We start from the raw sequence: 19772 nt of genomic DNA, 5'->3' as shown, positions 1-19772 counted from the left end.
TCGCATTAAGCGGCCCGCAATGATCGCGTGTTGCATCTGGCAGGCGGCGGCAAGCGGGCTAGCAAGCACTCGTCGTTGATGAGTCGCCTTGTTGACGACTCCTCTCCGATCCATCGGCCAAAGCGTTATGCATCCGGTAACAGGAACGTGCGCGGCACCGCATCGGCAGGCGCCGCCGACGGCAATGCCGCTTGCTCCGCCTCATCCTTGAGTTGCACACCGGACAACTGACGGCGGAACGCTTCGCGCAACAGATACGCCAGCTTGTGCGTGGCGTCGGCGTAACTCAGTCCTTCTGCACGGATATTGGAGATGCAATTGCGTGCGGCATCGGTCAAGCCGACGCGTGGCGTGTAGGTGAGATACAGACCGAGACTGTCGGGCGAACTCAGGCCCGGCCGTTCGCCGATCAAGACGATCACCACGCGTGCCTTGAGCAGCTCGCCGACCTCGTCGCCAATCGCGACGCGCCCTTGTGCAACCAACACGACCGGCGCTAACGACCAGGCTTCATGCGCGGCCAAGGCATCGATCTGTTCGAGCATGTGCGCCGCATGCCGATGCACGGCCAGCGCCGAGAGCCCGTCGGCAACCACCACCGCGACATCATGCCCGCCGCCATGCACAGCGGTGAGCCCGCGCAGGTGCGTGGCAGCGTCGTCGGCCAGCCGGCGGCCCAGATCCGGGCGTTGCAGATAGGCATGCCGGTCCAGCGCAGCGCTGTGCAACAGAATGCTGCTGCGCCCACGTTGTTCCAGTGCGGCCTGCAATGGTGCCGGGTCGAATGCCAGATGCACCGCATCGCGCGCCTGCGCATGCGCGAGCTGGAAATCCAGATGCGCGGCAGTGGGCAGACTGGTGCCGACCCGCCCGAGTGCGATGCGCGCAGGGGTGAGCCGACGCAGTTGCGCCCAGGCATCGTGCGGGGGTGTCGTCGGGTCGCTCATTGCGGCGACCCACTGGGGAAGTGCTGCAGCGCACGGCGAAACGCCGCGGGCACCTCGCTACCCAATGCAAACCGCCCATCCTGCTGTAGCCGCAAGATGCCTTGTTGTTCCAGCCATTGCTCGAACTCGGGCGCTGCACGCAGGCCAAGTGCCTGACGCGCATACAACGCATCGTGGAATGAGGTTGTCTGGTAATTCAGCATCACATCGTCCGAGCCGGGAATCCCCATGATGAAGTTGATGCCGGCGGTGCCGAGCAGAGTCAGCAACATATCCATATCGTCCTGGTCGGCTTCGGCATGGTTGGTGTAGCAGATATCGCAGCCCATCGGCACGCCGAGCAATTTGCCGCAGAAATGATCCTCCAGCCCCGCACGAATGATCTGCTTGCCGTCGTAGAGATACTCCGGGCCGATGAAGCCGACCACGGTGTTCACCAGCAGCGGCTTGAACTGTCGTGCCACCGCGTAGGCGCGTACTTCGCAGGTCTGTTGATCCACGCCATGATGTGCGTTGGCCGACAGCGCGCTGCCCTGGCCGGTTTCGAAATACATCACGTTGTCGCCGACGCTGCCGCGCCGCAAGGACAGCCCCGCCTCGTAGCCCTCCTGCAGTACCGCCAGGTTGATGCCGAAGCTGGCATTCGCAGCCTCCGTGCCTGCGATGGACTGGAACACCAGATCCACCGGTACGCCGCGATTGATGGCCTCGATGGTGGTGGTGATATGCGCCAGCACGCACGACTGCGTGGGGATCTGGTAGCCGGTGATCACCGCATCGAGCATGCGCAACAGCGCGGTGGTGGCCGCCAGGCTATCGCTTGCCGGATTGATGCCGATCACCGCATCGCCATTGCCGTACAACAGCCCGTCGAGCACGCTGGCGGCAATGCCGGTGGCATCGTCGGTGGGATGATTGGGTTGCAGGCGGGTGGATAGCCGCCCACGCAGCCCCAAGGTATTACGAAAGCGCGTGACCACGCGGATCTTTTGCGCGACCAGGATCAGGTCCTGCACGCGCATCAATTTGGACACCGCGGCCACCATTTCCGGGGTCAGGCCGGGGGCCAGCGCGGCCAGTGCGGCTTCATCGGCCTGCGCGCTCAGCAACCAATCGCGAAACCCGCCGACGGTGAGGTGCGCCACTGCAGCGAATGCATGCGCGTCGTGCTGGTCGACGATCAGCCGGGTGACTTCATCGGTGTCATATGGCACCACGGCTTCATCGAGGAAATGCCGCAACGGCAGGTCTGCCAGCGCCATCTGCGCCGCGACGCGCTGCAGCTCGGAATCGGCCGCAAGCCCGGCCAGTTGATCGCCCGAACGTGCCGGCGTCGCCTTGGCCAGCAACGTTTTGAGATCGGCAAACCGGAACCGCTCGCCGCCGGCCGTAAACGTAAAGCCGCTCATCTGCCGCCGGCCACGGTTGACGTCTGGCTGCGCAGGCTCAGCACGCAACACAGCGCGCCAAACAGCAGCAGGCCGACAAAGATCAACGCCACGATCGGGTTGAACCACACCATCGCCACCAGACAGACCAACGCGAGCAACAGCGCAATCGCCGGCACCACCGGATACCCGGGTGCGCGGAAGCTGCGCTCCAGCCCAGGTTCAGAGCGTCGCAGCTTGAACAAACTGAGCATGCTCATGACATACATCACGATGGCGCCGAACACCGACATGGTGATCATTGCCGCCGTCAGCGACATGCCCTGAATCTTCACCACGCTGTCGCTGCAGATTGCGGCAATGCCGATCGCGCCGCCGGCCAGGATCGCGCGATGCGGCGTGCGAAAGCGCGACAACTTGGCCAGCCCGTTCGGCAAAAAGCCGGCACGCGCCAGCGCGAAAAATTGCCGCGAATAACCCAGGATGATGCCGTGGAAGCTCGCCACCAGCCCGAACAAACCGATCCACACCAGCATGTGCAACCAGGTCGAACTAGTGCCGACCACGGCCTTCATCGCCTGCGGCAGCGGGTCGTTGATGTTGGACAGCTGGCGCCAGTCGCCCACGCCGCCGGCAAACACCATCACGCCCAGCGCCAACACCACCAAGGTGAGAATGCCGGCGATGTAGGCACGCGGGATCGTGCGCTTGGGGTCCTTGGCTTCCTCGGCCGCCATCGCTGCGCCTTCGATCGCCAGAAAAAACCAGATCGCAAACGGAATTGCCGCAAAGATGCCGGAGATGGCCGCCGGGCCGAACACGTCGCTGCCGGCCCAACCATTGGCGGCGAAGCGCGCCACGCTGAAACCCGGTGCCACCACGCCCATGAACACCAACAGTTCGATCACTGCCAGCAAGGTGACGATCAGCTCGAAGGCCGCCGCAATCGCCACGCCGACAATGTTCAAGCTCATGAAGATCACATACGCGCCGATGGCGGCGATGCGCGGGTCCAGCGTGGGGAACTGCACATTCAGATACGCACCGATCGCCATCGCGATGGCCGGTGGCGCGAACACGAATTCGATCAACGTGGCCAGACCCGCCAGCATCCCGCCATAGGTGCCGAACGCGCGCAGGCTGTAGGCGAATGGCCCGCCTGCGTTTGGAATGGCCGTGGTCAGCTCGGTAAAGCTGAAGATGAAGCAGGTGTACATCACAGCGACCAACACGGTGGTGACCAGAAATCCCAGCGTGCCGGCGGTGCCCCAGCCGTAACTCCAACCGAAGTATTCGCCGGAGATCACCAGACCCACCGCAATGCCCCACAGCTGCCAGGTGCCGAGGGTGGGCTTGAGTTGCTCGTTGCGCATGTCGCACATCTCCTGCAGTCGGGGGAGGGGAGACCAAGCACGTCGGTTGCAAGGGCGTGATCGCCAGCGCGGAGTGACCGTCGCTGGCCGATCCGCCGCTGTCATCGGCAAGGATCGACGCTGTCCCGGTTATACCCCAAAGCCTGGCGACGGACACAAGCGCAACGGGTAGGTGTGTCAGAACGTGGTGGCGCTCCAATCTTTATTAACTTTCCCGATGCCTCCTGGTGATCGACGTACTTGCCGACCACCGCGATGGTGACCTGCGGTTCCGCAGAGACAAGCCCGCTCCCGGTTCCTGGTCTGGTCTGGTCTGGTTTGGTCTGCGAGTTCAGCATGTCTGCCCTGTGCTCGCGCAGTGGTACTGGCGTGTCATCGGCTCACGCTTTTAATGCCGCATAGCCTCGCATGCGCAGCAAGGCCATCCGATCAATCGACAAGTGGGTGGAATCGCCGACAGGCCGCTGGGTGGCTGCAATCGCTGAAAGTCCCTCTCCCTGCGGGAGAGGGTTGGGGTGAGGGTATACGGTTACTCAGTTAACCAGCCGCCGCCGCACCCTCATCCGGCGCTACGCGCACCTTTTCCCGAGGCGAGAAGGGAAAAGCCGCCCACCTGGAATTACTTCCCGCGCTCAAGCACCAGTAGTGGATCGATACGCACATCGAACCAATTCATCCCCCAATGCAGATGCGGCCCGGTCGCACGCCCGGTCGCTCCCACTGCAGCAATCACCTGGCCTTGTTCCACGCGGTCACCCACTTTGACGTCGATCCGCGACAGATGCAGGAAATTGGAGCTGATACCGAAGCCATGATCGAGCAGCACCGTGCCACCGGTCAGATACAGATCCGGCGCGGCAAACGTGACCACGCCCGCAGCCGGGGCCTTGACCGGCGTGCCGGTCGGCACGGCGATGTCCATGCCAGAGTGGCCGGCGCCGGGCTGGCCGTTGTACACGCGCGCATTGCCAAAGCGCCCACTGATACGGCCCTGCACCGGCCAGATAAAGGACTGCGCAAAATCCGTGCGTGCATCGTCGCGATCGCGCGCGGCGGTGACCTGCGCCTGCTCGCGCTTGATGCGCTCGGCAATGGCCGCAGGCGGGTTCACGGTCTTGGGCGGCACGCCGTTGACGCGTTCGGTGGGCCAATCGCGGGGCGTCACTGCGATGCTGCTGCTGCGCTGGGTGCCATCTGGCAAGGTGATGTGCACCTGCAGCGGGCCGGTCGCGTCGCGGCCGATGCCGAACACCACACTGCCGTAGCCACTGACGCGCAAGGTGCGCCCCGCATATTGCACGGTGCTGCCGGCAGGCACCTTGCCGATCACCATCGCCCCTTGCGAGGCGTTGGCCGGGAACACTACGCCAGCTTCGCTTGTGGCCTGCGCCTGCACTGCACCCGCACTCAGCATGGCCGGCGCCAACGCCAGCCATGCACCAACCAGTGCTGCGCGCATCAGCGGTCGAAGGTCAGGCGCTGGCCAGCGGCACTGCCGACCAACTGCTCGCCGTCCCACACCTGCTGCCCGTTGACCCAGGTTGCGGCAATGCGCGAGCGGAACGTAGTGCCCTCGAACGGCGACCAGCCGCATTTGGACAGCACCTGCTCGCGCTTCACGGTGAACGGGGTGTTGTCGATCATCACCAGATCGGCAAAATAGCCTTCGCGCAGGAAGCCGCGCTCTTCCACATCGAACAACTGCGCCGGCGCGTGCGCGAACTTCTGCACGATACGGGTGATCGGCAGCTTGCCTTCATGCACCAGCTCCAGCGCGGCGACCAGTGCGTACTGCACCAGCGGCAAGCCGGACGGCGCCTGCGCGTAGGGCTTCTGCTTCTCTTCCCAGGTATGCGGGGCGTGGTCGGTGGCGAGCACGTCGATGACGTCTTCGGCCAGCGCTTGAATCAGGGCCAGGCGGTCGTCGGCGTCCTTGATCGCGGGGTTGCACTTGATCAGGTTGCCCAGCCGTGCGTAATCGCTGCGGTCGAAGCGCAAAAAGTGGATGCAGGTCTCGGCGGTGATGCGCTTGCGCAGTTTGCCGTCGGCGTCCACCAGCGGGCCGGCTTCGAACAGCCCCAGCTCGTCGGCGGTGGAGATATGCAGCACGTGCAGACGGGTGTTGTGCTTGCGCGCCAGCGACACGGCCAGCTGCGAGGACTTCAGGCAGGCCTGCCGCGAGCGGATGTCCGGGTGCATGTCCGGGGTCAGCGCATCGCCGTACTTTTCCTTGTACTTCGCCATCGTCGCGTCGATGGTCGGAGTGTCTTCGCAATGGGTGATGATCGGCGTCGGCGCGTCGCGGAAGATCGCGTCCAGCGTCTGCGGGTTGTCGACCAGCATGTTGCCGGTGGAGGCGCCCATGAACACCTTGATGCCCGGCGCGGTCTTGGGGTCCAGCGACTGGATCGCGGCCAGGTTGTCGTTGCTGGCGCCCATGTAGAAGCCGTAGTTGGCCCAGGCGCGCCCGGCGGCGGCATCGTACTTGGACTGCAGCGCGGCCGCGTTCAGCGTGGGTGGGTTGGTGTTGGGCATGTCCATGAAGCTGGTCAGGCCGCCAGCCACGGCCGCGCCGGATTCGCTGGCGATGTCGCCCTTGTGGGTCAGGCCCGGCTCGCGGAAGTGCACCTGGTCGTCGATCATGCCCGGCAGCACCCAGCGCCCGGCCGCGTCCACCACGGTGTCGCTGGCGGCGGGCGTGATCTTGCTGTCGATCTTGGCGATGCGGCCGCCCTCGATCAGGAGATCGGCGTCGAACTCCTTGCCTTCGTTGACCAGGCGGGCGTTGATGATGACGGTTCGGCTCATGGATGAGGTCCTTTGCAACTGCAGGAAGAAGAGGGGGAAGGGGCGGCGGACGCGGATGCGTCGGGCACCGGATCGAAGCCGCCCGGATGGAAGGGATGACAGCGGCCGAGCCGGCACGCGGCCAGCCAGCTCCCGCGTAGCGGGCCGAAGCGGCCGATGGCGGTCATCGCATACTCCGAGCAACTGGGCGCAAAACGGCAGCGCGGCCCGAGCAGCGGGCTGATGAACAGCTTGTAGAAGCGCAACAGCGCGATGAGCAGGCGTCCGATCACTTGCCAATCATATGCCACTTGCATTAATAGGTGGTTGCCGGGGGTCCGTGGGGTACGTTATAAAGGCCCGCTTTCCCGGGCCCCGGGGGAACCAAGGATGAGCGTTTCGTGGCTGCTAAAAAACCTGCAAAAAAGGCCGTCGAGGCCGCCAAGAAGTCCGCCAAACCCGCTGCGAAGAAGGTAGCGGCGCCTGCTGCTGCAAAACCGGCCGCCAAGAAGGCGACTCCGGCTCCTGCGCAACCGGTTGCCAAGAAGGCAGCTGCGACCAAGACCGTTGCCAAGCCGGCGCCGGCCTCCAAGACCGCAGCGACCAAGCCCGTGAAACCTGTCGCCAAGACCGCTGCCAAGCCGGCGGCGAGCAAGGCAGCTTCTGCTGCCGCCAAACCGGCTGCCAAGCCGGCGGCGTCCAAGTCCGTACCGAAACCGGCTGCAAAGCCGGTTCCGGCCAAGTCAGTCCCGGTCAAGGCTGAGAAGCCCGCGCCCGCACCGGCCCCCAAGGCCGTCCCTGCGAAGCCGGCAAAGCCCGCGACCCCGTCACTTAAGAATCCCGTGCCCGTTTCGAAATCTTCCGCAAAAACGCCAACCAAAACCGAAGCCCCCGCCAAGCCCGCCGCGACCCGTCCGGTCGGCAAGGTGGCAGTGGCCGTGACTGCAAAGTCGTCCAGCCCGACGCCCAAGACCAAGTACAAGGTGGTCGACTACAAGATCGACGAGACCACCGGTCGCCCGATCCTCCCGCAGGGCTACAAGCCTTCGGCGGACGAGGAGTACATGAGCAAGCTGCAGCAGGAATACTTCCGTCAGCGTCTGCAGAGCTGGCGCAACGAGATGGTCGAGGAATCCAAGCAGACCATCGAAAACCTGCGCGAAGAAGTCCGCGATATCGGCGACGAAGCCGAACGCGCCACGCGTGAGACCGAAAACTCGCTGGAACTGCGCGCACGCGACCGTGCACGCAAGCTGATCTCCAAGATCGACAGCACGCTCAAGCGCCTGGAAGACGGCGACTACGGCTACTGCGTGGACACCGGCGAAGAAATCGGCCTGGACCGCCTGGACGCGCGTCTGACTGCCGAGCGCACCATCGACGCCCAGGAGCGTTGGGAGCATCTGCAGAAGCAGCAGGGCGACTGATCGTCTTCCGCCGTTCGCAAAAAACCCCGCCATGTGCGGGGTTTTTTGTATGGGCGGCGGGTTGTTGCGGGCCGTTGTCGTGATGCGTGGTTGCAATGCGGTGTGTTGCGGAATCCGGTGGATCCCGTTGCATCGACCGTCGCGGCGCGAGTAAGCGCGAGCGGTGCAGGGCACTGGCGGCATCTGCAACCCGCACCTCGCCAGGCTTGGTCTGGAGCGGCTTGACAACACCTGGCGCGATTTGCAGCCGGTGCCTCACCAGACTTGGCTTGAAGCGGCTAGCAGCAAGTAGCGAGCAGTCATCAGGCGGACTTGGCCGCCGCGCTCAGAACCCACATGCACCCGTTGTACCTACCGCGCCGAGCACCGACTGCACCCGTCCTGCGGTGAGCGCAGTCGTCTTGTCGGCTGCGCTTATTGCAAATCGCGTAAATCCAGCTTGCGCAACCGCGGCGCTTTCCAGGCCGTGGTCGCCACTACGCCCAGCGTGACGCAGCCGCCGATGACGACCGCCGGCACCAGCCCGACCAGCCGCGCCATGACGCCGTCGTAGAACGCGCCCAGTTCGTTGGACGAGCCGATGAAGATGCCGTTGATCGACGACACCCGGCCACGCATCGCGTCCGGCGTAGCGAGCTGCAGAATGGTCTGCCGCACCACCACCGACACGCCGTCGCACATGCCGTAGACCAGCAGGATCGCCGCCGACAGCCAGAAGTGCCGCGACAGGCCGAAGGCGATGGTGCACAGCCCGAAGCCCGCCACCGACAGCATCAGGATGCGGCCGGCATTGCGCTGCAGCGGGTGCCGCGCCAGCCACACGCCGACCACAATCGAGCCCAGCGCCGGCGCACCGCGCAAGATGCCCAGTCCCTCGGGGCCGTAATGCAGGATTTCCTGGATGAAGGCGGGCAACATCGACACCGCGCCGCCCAGCAGGACCGAAAACATGTCCAGCGCCATCGCGCCGAGCATGATCTGGTTGGAGAGCACGAACTGCGCACCTTCGGCGATGCTGCGGAAGATCGGCGCACGCGGGCCGGCGTTGACCGGCTCGCTGACGCGCAACAGCGCCAGGGCCAGGATCGCCACCAACGCCACGCCTGCGGCAACGCCATAGGCCAGGCCCTTGCCGCCCCAGCCGACCAGCACGCCGCCCAGTGCCGGGCCGATCACCATACCGGCCTGGAAGGTGACGCTGCCGATGCTGGCGCCGCGTGCGAACGCTTCGCGCGGCAGCGCACGCGCGAACAAGGCGTTGTAGACCGGCGACAGGAACGAGCGCGCCGCGCCGGTCAATGCGATGGCGGCGTAGATCGGCCACACGCCTTGGATGGGCAGCCAGCCCTGCGCGACTGCCATCAACAGCAGCGCGGTAGCGACTAACCCCAGCACTGCGATCATGCCCAGGCGCCTGCGTGGCAGATGGTCGACCAGGTAGCCGGCAAACGGCGCGATGCAGAAGAACGGCAGGATTTCGGCAAGGCCGATCAGCCCGAGCGACAGCGGATTGCGCGTGATCTCATAGATGTGCCAACCGACCGTGACCGCCACGATCTGGTACGACAGCATCGCCGCGACGCGGTACAGCAACACCAGGCCGAAGCCCGGATGGGCGAACAGCGTGCGCAGCGAGTCGGTGGGCGAGGGCGTCGGCGTCGGTGTGTTCACTGTTGCGCGCGCGCCGTTTCACGGATGAAAGCCAGCATGGCGGCCACGCCGTTGCTGCGCGTCGGCGACAGATGTTTGGCCAGGCCAATGCCGGCGATGTAGTCCGGTTCGGTGGCCAGGATTTCCTGGGCGCTACGCCCGGAATACACGCGCAACGCCAGATAGATCAGCCCGGACACGATGGCCGAATCGCTGACGGCATGGAAGTCCAGCCGCTCGGCATTGCCTTCCGGCACGATCCACACCATCGACTGACACCCGTGCAAGCGGTGTTCTTCGGTCTTCCACTGCTCGGGGAAGGTGGGCAGCTTGCGGCCCAGATCGATCAGGTACTGGTAGCGCTCGGACCAGTCGCCGAAGAAGGAGAACTCGTCGGCAATGGCGGCCTGCGCTTCGACGGCAGTGGGTTCAAGCGGGAAGGGGGTGGTGGTCATCAAAATTCCAGAATCATTCGCAAAAATTCAGGGTCGTTCGGTCAAAGCCCCTCTCCCACCGGGGCGAGAAGGCGCGGTTTGCGCGCCATTGGCGCGCGTGCCTTGGAGCGCCCGCGCCGCCAGCGCGGGCCGGGGCGCGGAGCGGGGGTTGGGGTGAGGGTACGGGCGAAGCCTCGCTGGAATTCGATGCGGACTTCGTCCAGCCCTCAAAAAAGCGGTACACGCGGCTTCGCCTGCACCCTCATCCGCCCCTTCGGGGCACCTTCTCCCGCGCGCGGGAGAAGAAATCTGACGGACGCAGGCAAGAGGTCAGCTGCGCTTCCAGCGCACGCCTTGCGGGGTGTCTTCCAGCACGATGCCTTCGTCGGCGAGTTGCTTGCGAATAGCGTCGGCACGGGCAAAATCCTTGGCTTTCTTCGCCGTGCTGCGTTCTTCGACCAGGGCGGTGATGCGTGCATCGTCGCCGGCATCGGTGCCGCGCGAGAACCAGGCGGCCGGGTCTTGCTGCAACAAGCCCAGTGCCATTCCGGCACCCAGCAGCTCGGCCTTGGCGCGTTGCAATGCTGCAAGATTCTCTGGGCTGAGCCCGTCGATTGAGCCGCCGGCCGGTGCAAGCTCGAGCAGCGCCCGGTTCGCATCCTTGGCAAGCTTTGCCAGCACCGCCAGCGCCAGCGGCGTATTGAGATCGTCATTGAGCGCGTCTTCTATCTGCTCGGGAATCGCTGGCTCCGCCTCGATCGCTTTCAGGCTGCGCAAGGTCCCGTACAAGCCGTCGAGCCGCTTGACCTGATCGTCGATCAGCGCATCCGACCAATCCAGCGGCTGCCGGTAATGCGCGCTCAGCAACGCAAGACGCAGTGCTTCCGGCGGGTGTTTTGCGATCAGGTCGTGCACGGTCTCGATGTTGCCCAGCGACTTGCTCATCTTGGCGCCGCTGAAGTTGAGCATGCCGTTGTGCAGCCAGAAGCGGGCGAAGGTGGCGCCGCCATGCGCGCACTCGCTTTGGGCGATTTCGTTTTCGTGATGCGGAAACTGCAGGTCCACGCCACCGGCATGGATGTCGATGGTCGGGCCCAGGTGCGCGGCGGCCATCGCCGAGCATTCGATATGCCAGCCGGGGCGGCCGCGGCCCCACGGCGACTCCCAGCCGGGCAGGTCGTCGGTGGACGGCTTCCACAACACGAAGTCGCCGGGGTCGCGCTTGTACGGCGCCACGTCCACGCGTGCACCGGCCAGCATTTCATCGGGGTCGCGACGCGACAGCTTGCCGTAGCCGTCGAAACTGGCCACCGCAAACAACACGTGGCCTTCGGCGGCATAGGCATGGCCGTTGGCGATCAGCTGCTCGATCATCGCCACGATCTGCGGGATATGCGCGGTGGCTTCCGGTTCGATGTCCGGCGGCACCACGCCGAGCGCGGCCATGTCCTGGCGATAGATCGCCGCGAAGCGGTCGGTGATGGTGGAGATCGGGACGCCCTGCGCCTGCGCGGCGGCATTGATCTTGTCGTCCACGTCGGTGATGTTGCGTGCGTAGCGCAGCGCGCCATAACGGCGGCGCAACAGCGCGGCAAGCACGTCGAACACCACCGGGCCGCGGGCGTTGCCGATATGCGCGTAGTTGTAGACGGTGGGGCCGCACACATACAGCGTGGGGCAGGACGGATCGAGCGGCGCGAACGGTTCGACCCGCCGCGTCAGGTTGTTGTGCAGGCGCAGGCTCATCGGCATCTGAAAAAGGGTAACCGCACGATTCTAGCCCCTTGCGGCAGGATGGCGAACCGCCACGCCGACACCGGCGACCGGATGGGCTGCGTTCAGCCCAGGAGATCGCAAGCTCCATACACTTACGTATTGCCTGGCTTCGCCACTTCGGTCCTGATGCGACTTCTTCTGTTCCCCACGCTGTGTGTGTTGGCCTGGCAGGCACTGCCGGCACATGCGGCAGAGCCCGATGCCAAAAACCGGGTCGTCGTCATCGAAAACGTCAAGCTGGACTACGCGCAGGTGCTCAATGTCGAGCCGGTCTATCAGACCCTGCGCGCCACGCGTATCGAAGAGCAGTGCGAGGCCGAACAGGCGACGCCGGTGCCGGTTGCGGCGATCGAGGACGAGGGCCGCATCAACCGCATGGTGGATTCGGTCAAGGAGATGTTCTCGCGGCGACCCGAGCTGGCCACGCCGGCGGCAGTGCCGCCGACCAGTACGCGCCGTAACTGCAAAGTGGTGGAAGTGCCGCGCGAGTTCCGGCGCCCGATCGCCTTCGACGTGGACTACGTCTACAAGGGCACCAAGTACCGCTCGCGGCTGCCGGAAGATCCGGGCAACCGGCTGCGCATCCGGGTGTCGGTGACCCCATACATTCCCGACGCCATCGTCGCGCCGCCGCGCTGAGGCGCATGGCGGTTGCGCCGTGCCCGCATGCATGCGAGGATTCGCGCCCTATGCAAGCAATCCCCTTTCAGCACGACACCAGCGCCGCCCGGATGGCCTCCGGCATGACCTCGCGTGCCCGCCGACCGGAATCCCACATTTTCGCTGGGTAACCGGGGCGTTTTGCTGTCCGTTCTGAAGACCCAGCCCACCGGCTGGGTTTTTTCGTTTTGGCGTCACAAAAGTTTCAACCGCAAGAAACGCGCATGTCGCGCACCCCGTCGCTCCTGGCGGACCACGCAGCAGAAGCACGCAGCAAAGGATCGATCGATGTCACTGAAGCACTTCTTGAACACCCAGGACTGGAGCCGCGCCGAACTGGACGCGCTGTTGACCCAGGCCGCGTTGTTCAAACGCAACAAGCTGGGAAGCGAGCTGAAGGGCAAGTCGATCGCGCTGGTGTTTTTCAACCCGTCCATGCGCACCCGCACCAGCTTCGAGCTGGGTGCGTTCCAGCTGGGCGGGCATGCGGTGGTGTTGCAGCCGGGCAAGGATGCGTGGCCGATCGAGTTCAACCTGGGCACGGTGATGGATGGCGATACCGAAGAGCACATCGCCGAAGTGGCGCGTGTGCTGGGCCGCTATGTCGATCTGATCGGCGTGCGCGCGTTTCCCAAGTTCGTCGACTGGTCCAAGGACCGCGAAGATCAGGTGCTGAAGAGTTTTGCCAAGTATTCGCCGGTGCCGGTGATCAACATGGAGACCATCACCCACCCGTGCCAGGAACTGGCGCACGCGATGGCATTGCAGGAACACTTCGGCACGCAGGATCTGCGCGGCAAGAAGTACGTGCTGACCTGGACCTATCACCCCAAGCCGCTCAACACCGCGGTGGCCAATTCCGCGTTGACGATTGCCACGCGCATGGGCATGGACGTGACCCTGCTGTGCCCGACGCCGGACTACATCCTGGATCAGCGTTACATGGACTGGGCAGCGCAGAACGTTGCCGAAAGCGGCGGCTCGCTGCAGGTGAGCCACGACATCGCAAGCGCCTACAGCGGCGCCGATGTCGTCTATGCCAAGAGCTGGGGCGCGCTACCGTTCTTCGGCAACTGGGAGCCGGAAAAGCCGATCCGCGACCAGTACCAGCACTTCATCGTCGACGAAGCCAAGATGGCGCTGACCAACAACGGCGTGTTCTCGCACTGCCTTCCGCTGCGTCGCAACGTCAAGGCCACCGACGCGGTGATGGATTCGCCCAACTGCATCGCCATCGACGAGGCGGAAAACCGCCTGCATGTGCAGAAGGCGATCATGGCTGCCCTGATCGGCCGGGACCCGTAACAGCGTCGCTGGTGCGATCGCACTTTATTTTCAGTTCCAATCAATCGCCACAGGAGTTTTCTAATGTCGCAATCCAATGCTTCCCCGGGTCCCCGGTCCCCGGTCCCCGGTCCCGGCACCAAGGACATCGTCCTGGCGTTCTCCGGTGGTCTGGACACCAGCTTCTGCATCCCGTATCTGCAAGAGCGCGGCTATGCGGTGCACACGGTGTTTGCCGATACCGGCGGTGTGGATGCCGACGAGCGTGATTTCATCGAGAAGCGCGCCGCCGAGCTCGGTGCAGCCAGCCATGTCACCGTCGATGGTGGCCCGGCGATCTGGGAAGGCTTCGTCAAGCCGTTCGTGTGGGCGGGCGAGGGCTACCAGGGCCAGTATCCGTTGCTGGTGTCGGACCGTTACCTGATCGTCGATGCCGCGCTCAAGCGCGCCGAAGAGCTGGGCACGCGCGTCATCGCGCACGGCTGCACCGGCATGGGCAACGACCAGGTGCGTTTCGACCTGGCAGTGAAGGCGTTGGGCGATTACCAGATCGTCGCGCCGATCCGCGAAATCCAGAAAGAACACACCCAGACCCGCGCCTATGAGCAGAAGTATCTGGAAGCGCGTGGCTTCGGCGTGCGTGCCAAGCAGCAGGCTTACACCATTAACGAGAACCTGCTGGGCCTGACCATGTCCGGCGGCGAGATCGACCGTTGGGAAGCGCCGGGCGAGGGGGCACGCGGCTGGTGCGCGCCGCGCAGTGCGTGGCCGACCGAAGCATTGACGGTGACCTTGAAGTTCGTCGAAGGCGAAGCGGTGGAACTGGACGGCAAGCCGCTGCCGGGCGCCAAGATCCTGGCCAAGCTCAACACCTTGTTCGCGCAGTACGGCGTGGGCCGTGGCGTGTACACCGGCGACACCGTGATCGGCTTGAAGGGCCGCATCGTGTTCGAAGCGCCGGGCCTGATTTCGCTGCTCACCGCGCACCGTGCGCTGGAAGATGCGGTGCTGACCAAGCAGCAGAACCGCTTCAAGCCGGACGTGGCGCGCAAGTGGGTGGAGCTGGTGTACGAAGGCTTCTATCACGACCCGCTCAAGACCGATATCGAGGCGTTTTTGAAGTCCTCGCAGTCCAAGGTCAACGGCGAAGTGACGCTGGAAACCCGCGGCGGCCGCGTCGATGCGGTGGCGGTGCGTTCGCCGCACTTGCTCAACACCAAGGGCGCGACCTACGCGCAGTCGGCCGATTGGGGCGTGGAAGAGGCGGAAGGCTTCATCAAGCTGTTCGGCATGAGCTCCACGTTGTATGCGCAAGTGAATCGCTGAAGATCCAACGCCCCTCTCCTGCCAGGAGAGGGATTGGGGTGAAGGGACGTGCGAAGCTCAGCAATGTTCGATTGCACGAAGCCTCGTTCGTCTGCTCATCCGCCCTTGCAACATCCGATTTCACCGGGCTTCGCCCGTACTCTCATCCGCTCGCTTCGGGGCACCTTTTCCCGCTGGGAGAAGTCGTTGTCGCAATGGAACCCATGACCGCACTGCGCATCAGCACCGACAAGCAGGAACTGGATCTGCCCTTGATCCATCGCTTCCTCAGCGAGCAGGCCTATTGGTGCCTGGGTATCCCGCTGGACACGGTGCAGCGGGCGATCGCCGGTTCGCTGTGCGTCGGCGGCTATGTCGAGGGCGCAGGGCAGGTCGCGTTCGCACGGGCGATCACCGACGGCGCGACCTTCGCCTATCTGGCCGACGTGTTCGTGCTCGACGCCTACCGCAGCCGCGGCTACAGCAAGCAGTTGGTGGCAGCGATCATGGCCCACCCGCAGCTGCAGGGCCTGCGCCGCTTCATGCTCGCCACCTCCGACGCGCATGCGCTGTACGCCCAGTACGGCTTCGCTGCGCCGACTCATCCGCAGTCGCTGATGGAAATCGCCCATCACGACCTCTACCGCACCAGTCCCCCGGCTGCCTGACCCACCATGACCGACCTGCTCCAATCCACCCTCGAACACCTGGAAACGCTGGTGTCCTTCGATACCCGTAACCCGCCGCGGGCGATCGCTGCCGAGGGCGGCATCTTCGATTACCTGCGCGCGCAGCTGCCCGGCTTCCAGGTCGAGGTGATCGACCACGGCGCCGGTGCAGTGAGCCTGTACGCTGTGCGCGGTACGCCAACGTATCTGTTCAACGTGCATCTGGATACGGTGCCGGATTCGCCGCATTGGAGCGCCGACCCGCATGCGATGCGGCGCACCGAGGACCGGGTGATCGGTTTGGGTGTGTGCGACATCAAGGGCGCGGCGGCGGCGCTGGTGGCCGCGGCCAATGCCGGCGATGGCGATGCGGCGTTCCTGTTTTCTTCCGACGAAGAGGCCAACGACCCGCGTTGCATCGCTGCATTTCTGGCGCGTGGGTTGCCCTACGAGGCGGTGCTGGTCGCCGAGCCGACCATGAGCGAGGCGGTGCTGGCGCATCGCGGCATCAGTTCGGTGTTGATGCGCTTTGCCGGCCGTGCCGGGCATGCGTCGGGCAAGCAGGATCCATCCGCAAGCGCCTTGCACCAGGCGATGCGGTGGGGCGGCAAGGCGCTGGATCATGTCGAGTCGTTGGCGCATGCGCGCTTCGGCGGTTTGACCGGCTTGCGCTTCAATATCGGCCGCGTCGACGGCGGCATCAAGGCCAACATGATCGCGCCGGCGGCCGAGCTGCGCTTCGGCTTTCGTCCGTTGCCGTCGATGGACGTGGACGGCTTGCTGACCACTTTTGCCGGCTTTGCCGATCCTGCGGCAGCGCACTTCGAAGAAACCTTTCGTGGCCCCAGTTTGCCGTCGGGCGACATCGCGCGTGCAGAAGAACGCCGCCTGGCCGCGCGCGATGTGGCCGATGCGCTGGACCTGCCGATCGGCAACGCGGTGGACTTCTGGACCGAAGCCTCGCTGTTTTCGGCTGGCGGCTACACCGCGCTGGTCTACGGGCCGGGCGACATCGCCCAGGCGCACACCGCCGACGAATTCGTGACGCTGGAGCAGTTGCAGCGTTACGCCGCATCGGTTCACCGCATCATCAACGGCGCGCACTGACGCCCGATTCCTGCGCCTGGCGCATCCTTCTCCTCTTTCGATCACGGCAATGTCCCTCTCCGCACAGCCCCACAAACAGACCCGCCAGACCATCGTGCGCCTGCTTTCGAGCATGGCCAGCGCCAAGGAAATCAGCCAGTACCTCAAGCGTTTTTCGCAGCTGGACGCCAAGCGCTTTGCGGTGGTCAAGGTGGGCGGCGCAGTGCTGCGCGACGACCTGGACGCGCTGACGTCGTCGTTGTCGTTCCTGCAGGAAGTGGGCTTGACGCCGATCGTGCTGCATGGCGCCGGCCCGCAGCTGGATGCGGAGCTGTCTGCGGCGGGCATCGAAAAGCAGACCGTCAACGGCTTGCGGGTGACCTCGCCGCAAGCGCTGGCGATCGTGCGCAAGGTGTTCCAGGCGTCCAATCTGAAGCTGGTGGAAGCGCTGCAGCAGAACGGTGCGCGTGCGACATCGATCACCGGCGGCGTATTCGAGGCGGAGTATCTGGACCGCGACACCTACGGCCTGGTCGGTGAGGTCAAGGCGGTGAATCTGGCGCCGATCGAGGCCAGCCTGCAGGCCGGTTCGATCCCGGTGATCACCAGCCTGGGCGAAACCCCGAGCGGGCAGATCCTCAACGTCAATGCGGATTTTGCCGCCAACGAACTGGTGCAGGAACTGCAGCCGTACAAGATCATCTTCCTCACCGGCACCGGCGGGCTGCTGGATGCCGATGGCAAGCTGATCGATTCGATCAACCTGTCCACCGAATACGATCACCTGATGCAGCAGCCGTGGATCAATGGCGGCATGCGCGTGAAGATCGAACAGATCAAGGACCTGCTCGATCGCCTGCCGCTGGAATCGTCGGTGTCGATCACCCGGCCTGCAGACCTGGCCAAGGAACTGTTTACCCATAAGGGCTCGGGCACGCTGGTGCGGCGGGGCGAGCGCGTGCTGCGCGCGACTTCGTGGGATGAGCTGGATCTGCCGCGGTTGACGTCGCTGATCGAATCCAGCTTCGGCCGCACCCTGGTGCCGGATTACTTCGCCAACACCACGCTGCTGCGCGCCTACGTCAGCGAGAACTATCGTGCCGCGGTGATTCTCACCGACGAAGGTCAGTTCGGTGCAGGCCGGCTGACCTACCTGGACAAGTTCGCCGTGCTCGACGATGCGCAAGGCGAAGGCCTGGGCCGTGCGGTATGGAATGTGATGCGCGAAGAAACCCCGCAGCTGTTCTGGCGCTCGCGTCACAACAACCAGGTCAACATCTTCTACTACGCCGAATCCGACGGCTGCATCAAGCAGGAAAAGTGGAAGGTGTTCTGGTACGGGCTGGAGAATTTCGAACAGATCCAGCACTGTGTGGCGCACTGCGCGACGCGTCAGCCGACCTTGCTGGGCTGAGCGCAATGACACCCGCCGCCTTGCCACCGACTTGGAGCGAGATGCCCATCTTGCGCGGGCAGCACGCTACCCTGGAGCCGCTGCAGCCTGCCCATGCCGATGGCCTGCGTGCGGCGCTGGGCGACGGCGCGTTGTCGCGCTTGTGGTACACCGGCGTGCCGGCACCGGCCCAGGTCGATGTCTACATCGCGGCGGCAATGGCAGCCCGCGCCGATGGCACGGCGTTGCCGTTGGTGGTGCGCGATGCGGCAGGTGACATCGTCGGCTGCACGCGCTATTACGCGCTGGATGCCGCCGTGCCGCGGCTGTCGATCGGCTACACCTGGTACGCACCGCGTGTGCAACGCAGCGGCGTCAATACCGAAGCGAAGCTGATGCTGCTGCAGTACGCCTTCGAAACGCTGGGCTGCCTGAGCGTGGTGTTCGAAACCAGCTGGTTCAATCACACCTCGCGCGCGGCGATCGCGCGGCTGGGCGCAAAGCAGGACGGCGTCCTGCGCAATCACACCCGCCACGCCGACGGTACGCCGCGCGATACCGTGGTGTTCTCCATCATCGATACGGAATGGGCCGGGGTGAAACGCCACCTGCAGTTCCGCCTGGAAGCAAACGCATGAGTGTTCAAACAACAACCATCGGCATCGTTGGCGCCCGCGGGCATACCGGTTCGGAACTGATCAAGCTGGTCGTGGCGCATCCGCATCTGCAGCTGGTGTTCGTGTCCTCGCGCGAACTGGCGGGGCAGGCCGTGGCCGACCATAACGACGGCTATCGCGGCGATCTGCGCTTCGAGAGCCTGGATGCCGACGCGGTGGCCGCCAAGGGCGCCGATGTGGTGATCCTGGCACTGCCCAACGGCAAGGCCGAGCCGTTTGTTGCCGCAATCGATGCGCGCCTGCCGCAGACGCTGCTGATCGATCTGTCGGCAGACTATCGCTTCGACCCGGCGTGGTATTACGGCTTGCCGGAACTCACCCGTGGCAAGTATGCGGGGCAGCGCCGCATCAGCAACCCCGGCTGCTATGCCACTGCAATGCAGCTGGCGATCACCCCGTTGCTGGACCAGCTGGCCGGTCCGCCGCAATGCTTTGGTGTGTCCGGTTATTCCGGCGCAGGGACGACACCATCGGACAAGAACAACCCCGAGCTGCTCGCCGACAATCTGATGCCGTATGCGCTGACCAACCACATGCACGAGCGCGAAGTGTCGGCGCAGCTCGGCGTGCCGGTGGAGTTCATGCCGCACGTGGCGCCGCATTTCCGCGGCATCACCATGACCGTCAACCTGTGGCTGCAGCAGCCGCTGACGCGCGAGCAGATCCAGGCGCGCTATGCACAGCGTTACGCGGGCGAGCCGCTGATCGAGCTTGTCGACGAGGCGCCGTGGGTGAGCCGCATCGCCGGCAAACACGGCGTGCAGATTGGCGGCATCACCCTGGCGCCCGGCAACAAGCGCGTGGTGGTGGTGGCGACCCTGGACAACCTGCTCAAGGGCGCGGCGACCCAGGCCATGCAGAATCTCAACCTGGCATTGGGCTGGGACGAGTTGACCGCAATTTCGATGTGATTCTCG

At 64.7% G+C, this 19772-nt stretch carries 18 protein-coding genes; 9 read left to right on the top strand and 9 right to left on the bottom strand.

Annotation, left to right across the window (positions count from 1 at the left end; translation table 11 throughout):
* Window positions 1-125 precede the first annotated feature (125 nt).
* The 6 genes from eutC to yidD all read right to left on the bottom strand — a co-directional run bounded on the left by eutC (window position 126) and on the right by yidD (window position 6812).
* Entirely contained in the window at window positions 126-947 is an 822-nt protein-coding gene (gene eutC, locus ACCQ06_RS12860) for an ethanolamine ammonia-lyase subunit EutC (RefSeq protein ID WP_228323851.1), read from the bottom strand.
* Complete coding sequence (locus ACCQ06_RS12855; RefSeq protein ID WP_316686120.1) at window positions 944-2356, bottom strand: ethanolamine ammonia-lyase subunit EutB; 1413 nt, start codon at window positions 2354-2356, stop codon at window positions 944-946. The genes eutC and ACCQ06_RS12855 overlap by 4 nt, the downstream gene beginning before the upstream one ends.
* Complete coding sequence (gene eat / locus ACCQ06_RS12850) at window positions 2353-3717, bottom strand: ethanolamine permease (protein ID WP_316686118.1); 1365 nt, start codon at window positions 3715-3717, stop codon at window positions 2353-2355. Before eat ends, ACCQ06_RS12855 begins: the two co-directional genes overlap by 4 nt.
* Before the next feature lie 610 nt (window positions 3718-4327).
* Entirely contained in the window at window positions 4328-5167 is an 840-nt protein-coding gene (locus tag ACCQ06_RS12845; protein ID WP_316686116.1) for a peptidoglycan DD-metalloendopeptidase family protein, read from the bottom strand.
* On the bottom strand, window positions 5167-6516 hold the full coding sequence (locus tag ACCQ06_RS12840) for a dihydroorotase (protein ID WP_316686114.1): 1350 nt from the start codon (window positions 6514-6516) through the stop codon (window positions 5167-5169). The genes ACCQ06_RS12845 and ACCQ06_RS12840 overlap by 1 nt, the downstream gene beginning before the upstream one ends.
* A complete protein-coding gene (gene yidD / locus ACCQ06_RS12835) occupies window positions 6513-6812 on the bottom strand; it encodes a membrane protein insertion efficiency factor YidD (protein WP_228323856.1) in 300 nt (99 codons plus the stop codon). The genes ACCQ06_RS12840 and yidD overlap by 4 nt, the downstream gene beginning before the upstream one ends.
* 84 nt (window positions 6813-6896) lie before the next feature.
* On the opposite strand from yidD, the gene dksA reads away from it, so the two are divergent.
* The gene (gene dksA / locus ACCQ06_RS12830; RefSeq protein WP_228323857.1) at window positions 6897-7922 is read left to right on the top strand and encodes an RNA polymerase-binding protein DksA; all 1026 of its coding nucleotides are present in this window, start codon (window positions 6897-6899) and stop codon (window positions 7920-7922) included.
* Window positions 7923-8336: 414 nt separating this feature from the next.
* On the opposite strand, the gene ACCQ06_RS12825 is transcribed toward dksA, so the two are convergent.
* From ACCQ06_RS12825 to cysS, 3 genes are all read right to left on the bottom strand, one after another.
* Complete coding sequence (locus ACCQ06_RS12825; RefSeq protein WP_228323858.1) at window positions 8337-9593, bottom strand: MFS transporter; 1257 nt, start codon at window positions 9591-9593, stop codon at window positions 8337-8339.
* Window positions 9590-10027 carry a SufE family protein gene (locus ACCQ06_RS12820; RefSeq protein ID WP_104614659.1) on the bottom strand — a complete coding sequence of 146 codons (438 nt, stop codon included), beginning with the start codon at window positions 10025-10027 and terminating at the stop codon, window positions 9590-9592. Before ACCQ06_RS12820 ends, ACCQ06_RS12825 begins: the two co-directional genes overlap by 4 nt.
* Window positions 10028-10336: 309 nt before the next feature.
* A complete protein-coding gene (cysS, locus tag ACCQ06_RS12815) occupies window positions 10337-11752 on the bottom strand; it encodes a cysteine--tRNA ligase (protein WP_228323859.1) in 1416 nt (471 codons plus the stop codon).
* 156 nt (window positions 11753-11908) lie between these two features.
* Between cysS and ACCQ06_RS12810 the strand changes: the two genes are divergently transcribed.
* The 8 genes from ACCQ06_RS12810 to argC all read left to right on the top strand — a co-directional run bounded on the left by ACCQ06_RS12810 (window position 11909) and on the right by argC (window position 19766).
* Window positions 11909-12421 carry a hypothetical protein gene (locus tag ACCQ06_RS12810; RefSeq protein ID WP_104614731.1) on the top strand — a complete coding sequence of 171 codons (513 nt, stop codon included), beginning with the start codon at window positions 11909-11911 and terminating at the stop codon, window positions 12419-12421.
* A 309-nt stretch (window positions 12422-12730) separates the two neighbouring features.
* Window positions 12731-13747, top strand: coding sequence for an N-acetylornithine carbamoyltransferase (locus tag ACCQ06_RS12805; protein WP_316686105.1), 1017 nt, complete (start codon window positions 12731-12733; stop codon window positions 13745-13747).
* Window positions 13748-13810: 63 nt separating this feature from the next.
* Entirely contained in the window at window positions 13811-15052 is a 1242-nt protein-coding gene (locus ACCQ06_RS12800) for an argininosuccinate synthase (protein ID WP_316686102.1), read from the top strand.
* A 194-nt stretch (window positions 15053-15246) separates the two neighbouring features.
* On the top strand, window positions 15247-15699 hold the full coding sequence (locus ACCQ06_RS12795; protein ID WP_228323861.1) for a GNAT family N-acetyltransferase: 453 nt from the start codon (window positions 15247-15249) through the stop codon (window positions 15697-15699).
* A gap of 6 nt (window positions 15700-15705) precedes the next feature.
* Entirely contained in the window at window positions 15706-16806 is a 1101-nt protein-coding gene (locus tag ACCQ06_RS12790) for an acetylornithine deacetylase (protein WP_316686100.1), read from the top strand.
* A gap of 49 nt (window positions 16807-16855) precedes the next feature.
* Window positions 16856-18199 (top strand): acetylglutamate kinase, encoded by a 1344-nt coding sequence (locus ACCQ06_RS12785; RefSeq protein ID WP_228323863.1) that lies wholly within the window; start codon window positions 16856-16858, stop codon window positions 18197-18199.
* Window positions 18200-18204: 5 nt separating this feature from the next.
* The gene (locus ACCQ06_RS12780; RefSeq protein WP_316686097.1) at window positions 18205-18816 is read left to right on the top strand and encodes a GNAT family N-acetyltransferase; all 612 of its coding nucleotides are present in this window, start codon (window positions 18205-18207) and stop codon (window positions 18814-18816) included.
* Window positions 18813-19766 (top strand): N-acetyl-gamma-glutamyl-phosphate reductase, encoded by a 954-nt coding sequence (argC, locus tag ACCQ06_RS12775; RefSeq protein WP_316686095.1) that lies wholly within the window; start codon window positions 18813-18815, stop codon window positions 19764-19766. The genes ACCQ06_RS12780 and argC overlap by 4 nt, the downstream gene beginning before the upstream one ends.
* The last annotated feature ends 6 nt before the right edge of the window (window positions 19767-19772 follow it).

This window comes from Xanthomonas sp. NCPPB 4467 (genome assembly GCF_041475665.2).
In the GTDB taxonomy this organism is placed as follows: Bacteria; Pseudomonadota; Gammaproteobacteria; order Xanthomonadales; family Xanthomonadaceae; genus Xanthomonas; species Xanthomonas dyei.
The sequence above is the reverse complement of the archived record's forward strand: the minus strand, read 5'-3'. Positions and strand labels throughout refer to the sequence as shown.

Bases quoted from the DNA above. Each gene is read 5' to 3' on its own strand.
- eutC (WP_228323851.1), bottom strand. From the start codon at position 947: ATGAGCGACCCGACGACACCCCCGCACGATGCCTGGGCGCAACTGCGT.
- ACCQ06_RS12855 (WP_316686120.1), bottom strand. From the start codon at position 2,356: ATGAGCGGCTTTACGTTTACGGCCGGCGGCGAGCGGTTCCGGTTTGCC.
- eat (WP_316686118.1), bottom strand. From the start codon at position 3,717: ATGTGCGACATGCGCAACGAGCAACTCAAGCCCACCCTCGGCACCTGG.
- ACCQ06_RS12845 (WP_316686116.1), bottom strand. From the start codon at position 5,167: ATGCGCGCAGCACTGGTTGGTGCATGGCTGGCGTTGGCGCCGGCCATG.
- ACCQ06_RS12840 (WP_316686114.1), bottom strand. From the start codon at position 6,516: ATGAGCCGAACCGTCATCATCAACGCCCGCCTGGTCAACGAAGGCAAG.
- yidD (WP_228323856.1), bottom strand. From the start codon at position 6,812: ATGCAAGTGGCATATGATTGGCAAGTGATCGGACGCCTGCTCATCGCG.
- ACCQ06_RS12820 (WP_104614659.1), bottom strand. From the start codon at position 10,027: ATGACCACCACCCCCTTCCCGCTTGAACCCACTGCCGTCGAAGCGCAG.
- cysS (WP_228323859.1), bottom strand. From the start codon at position 11,752: ATGAGCCTGCGCCTGCACAACAACCTGACGCGGCGGGTCGAACCGTTC.
- ACCQ06_RS12810 (WP_104614731.1), top strand. From the start codon at position 11,909: ATGCGACTTCTTCTGTTCCCCACGCTGTGTGTGTTGGCCTGGCAGGCA.
- ACCQ06_RS12805 (WP_316686105.1), top strand. From the start codon at position 12,731: ATGTCACTGAAGCACTTCTTGAACACCCAGGACTGGAGCCGCGCCGAA.
- ACCQ06_RS12800 (WP_316686102.1), top strand. From the start codon at position 13,811: ATGTCGCAATCCAATGCTTCCCCGGGTCCCCGGTCCCCGGTCCCCGGT.
- ACCQ06_RS12795 (WP_228323861.1), top strand. From the start codon at position 15,247: ATGGAACCCATGACCGCACTGCGCATCAGCACCGACAAGCAGGAACTG.
- ACCQ06_RS12790 (WP_316686100.1), top strand. From the start codon at position 15,706: ATGACCGACCTGCTCCAATCCACCCTCGAACACCTGGAAACGCTGGTG.
- ACCQ06_RS12785 (WP_228323863.1), top strand. From the start codon at position 16,856: ATGTCCCTCTCCGCACAGCCCCACAAACAGACCCGCCAGACCATCGTG.
- ACCQ06_RS12780 (WP_316686097.1), top strand. From the start codon at position 18,205: ATGACACCCGCCGCCTTGCCACCGACTTGGAGCGAGATGCCCATCTTG.
- argC (WP_316686095.1), top strand. From the start codon at position 18,813: ATGAGTGTTCAAACAACAACCATCGGCATCGTTGGCGCCCGCGGGCAT.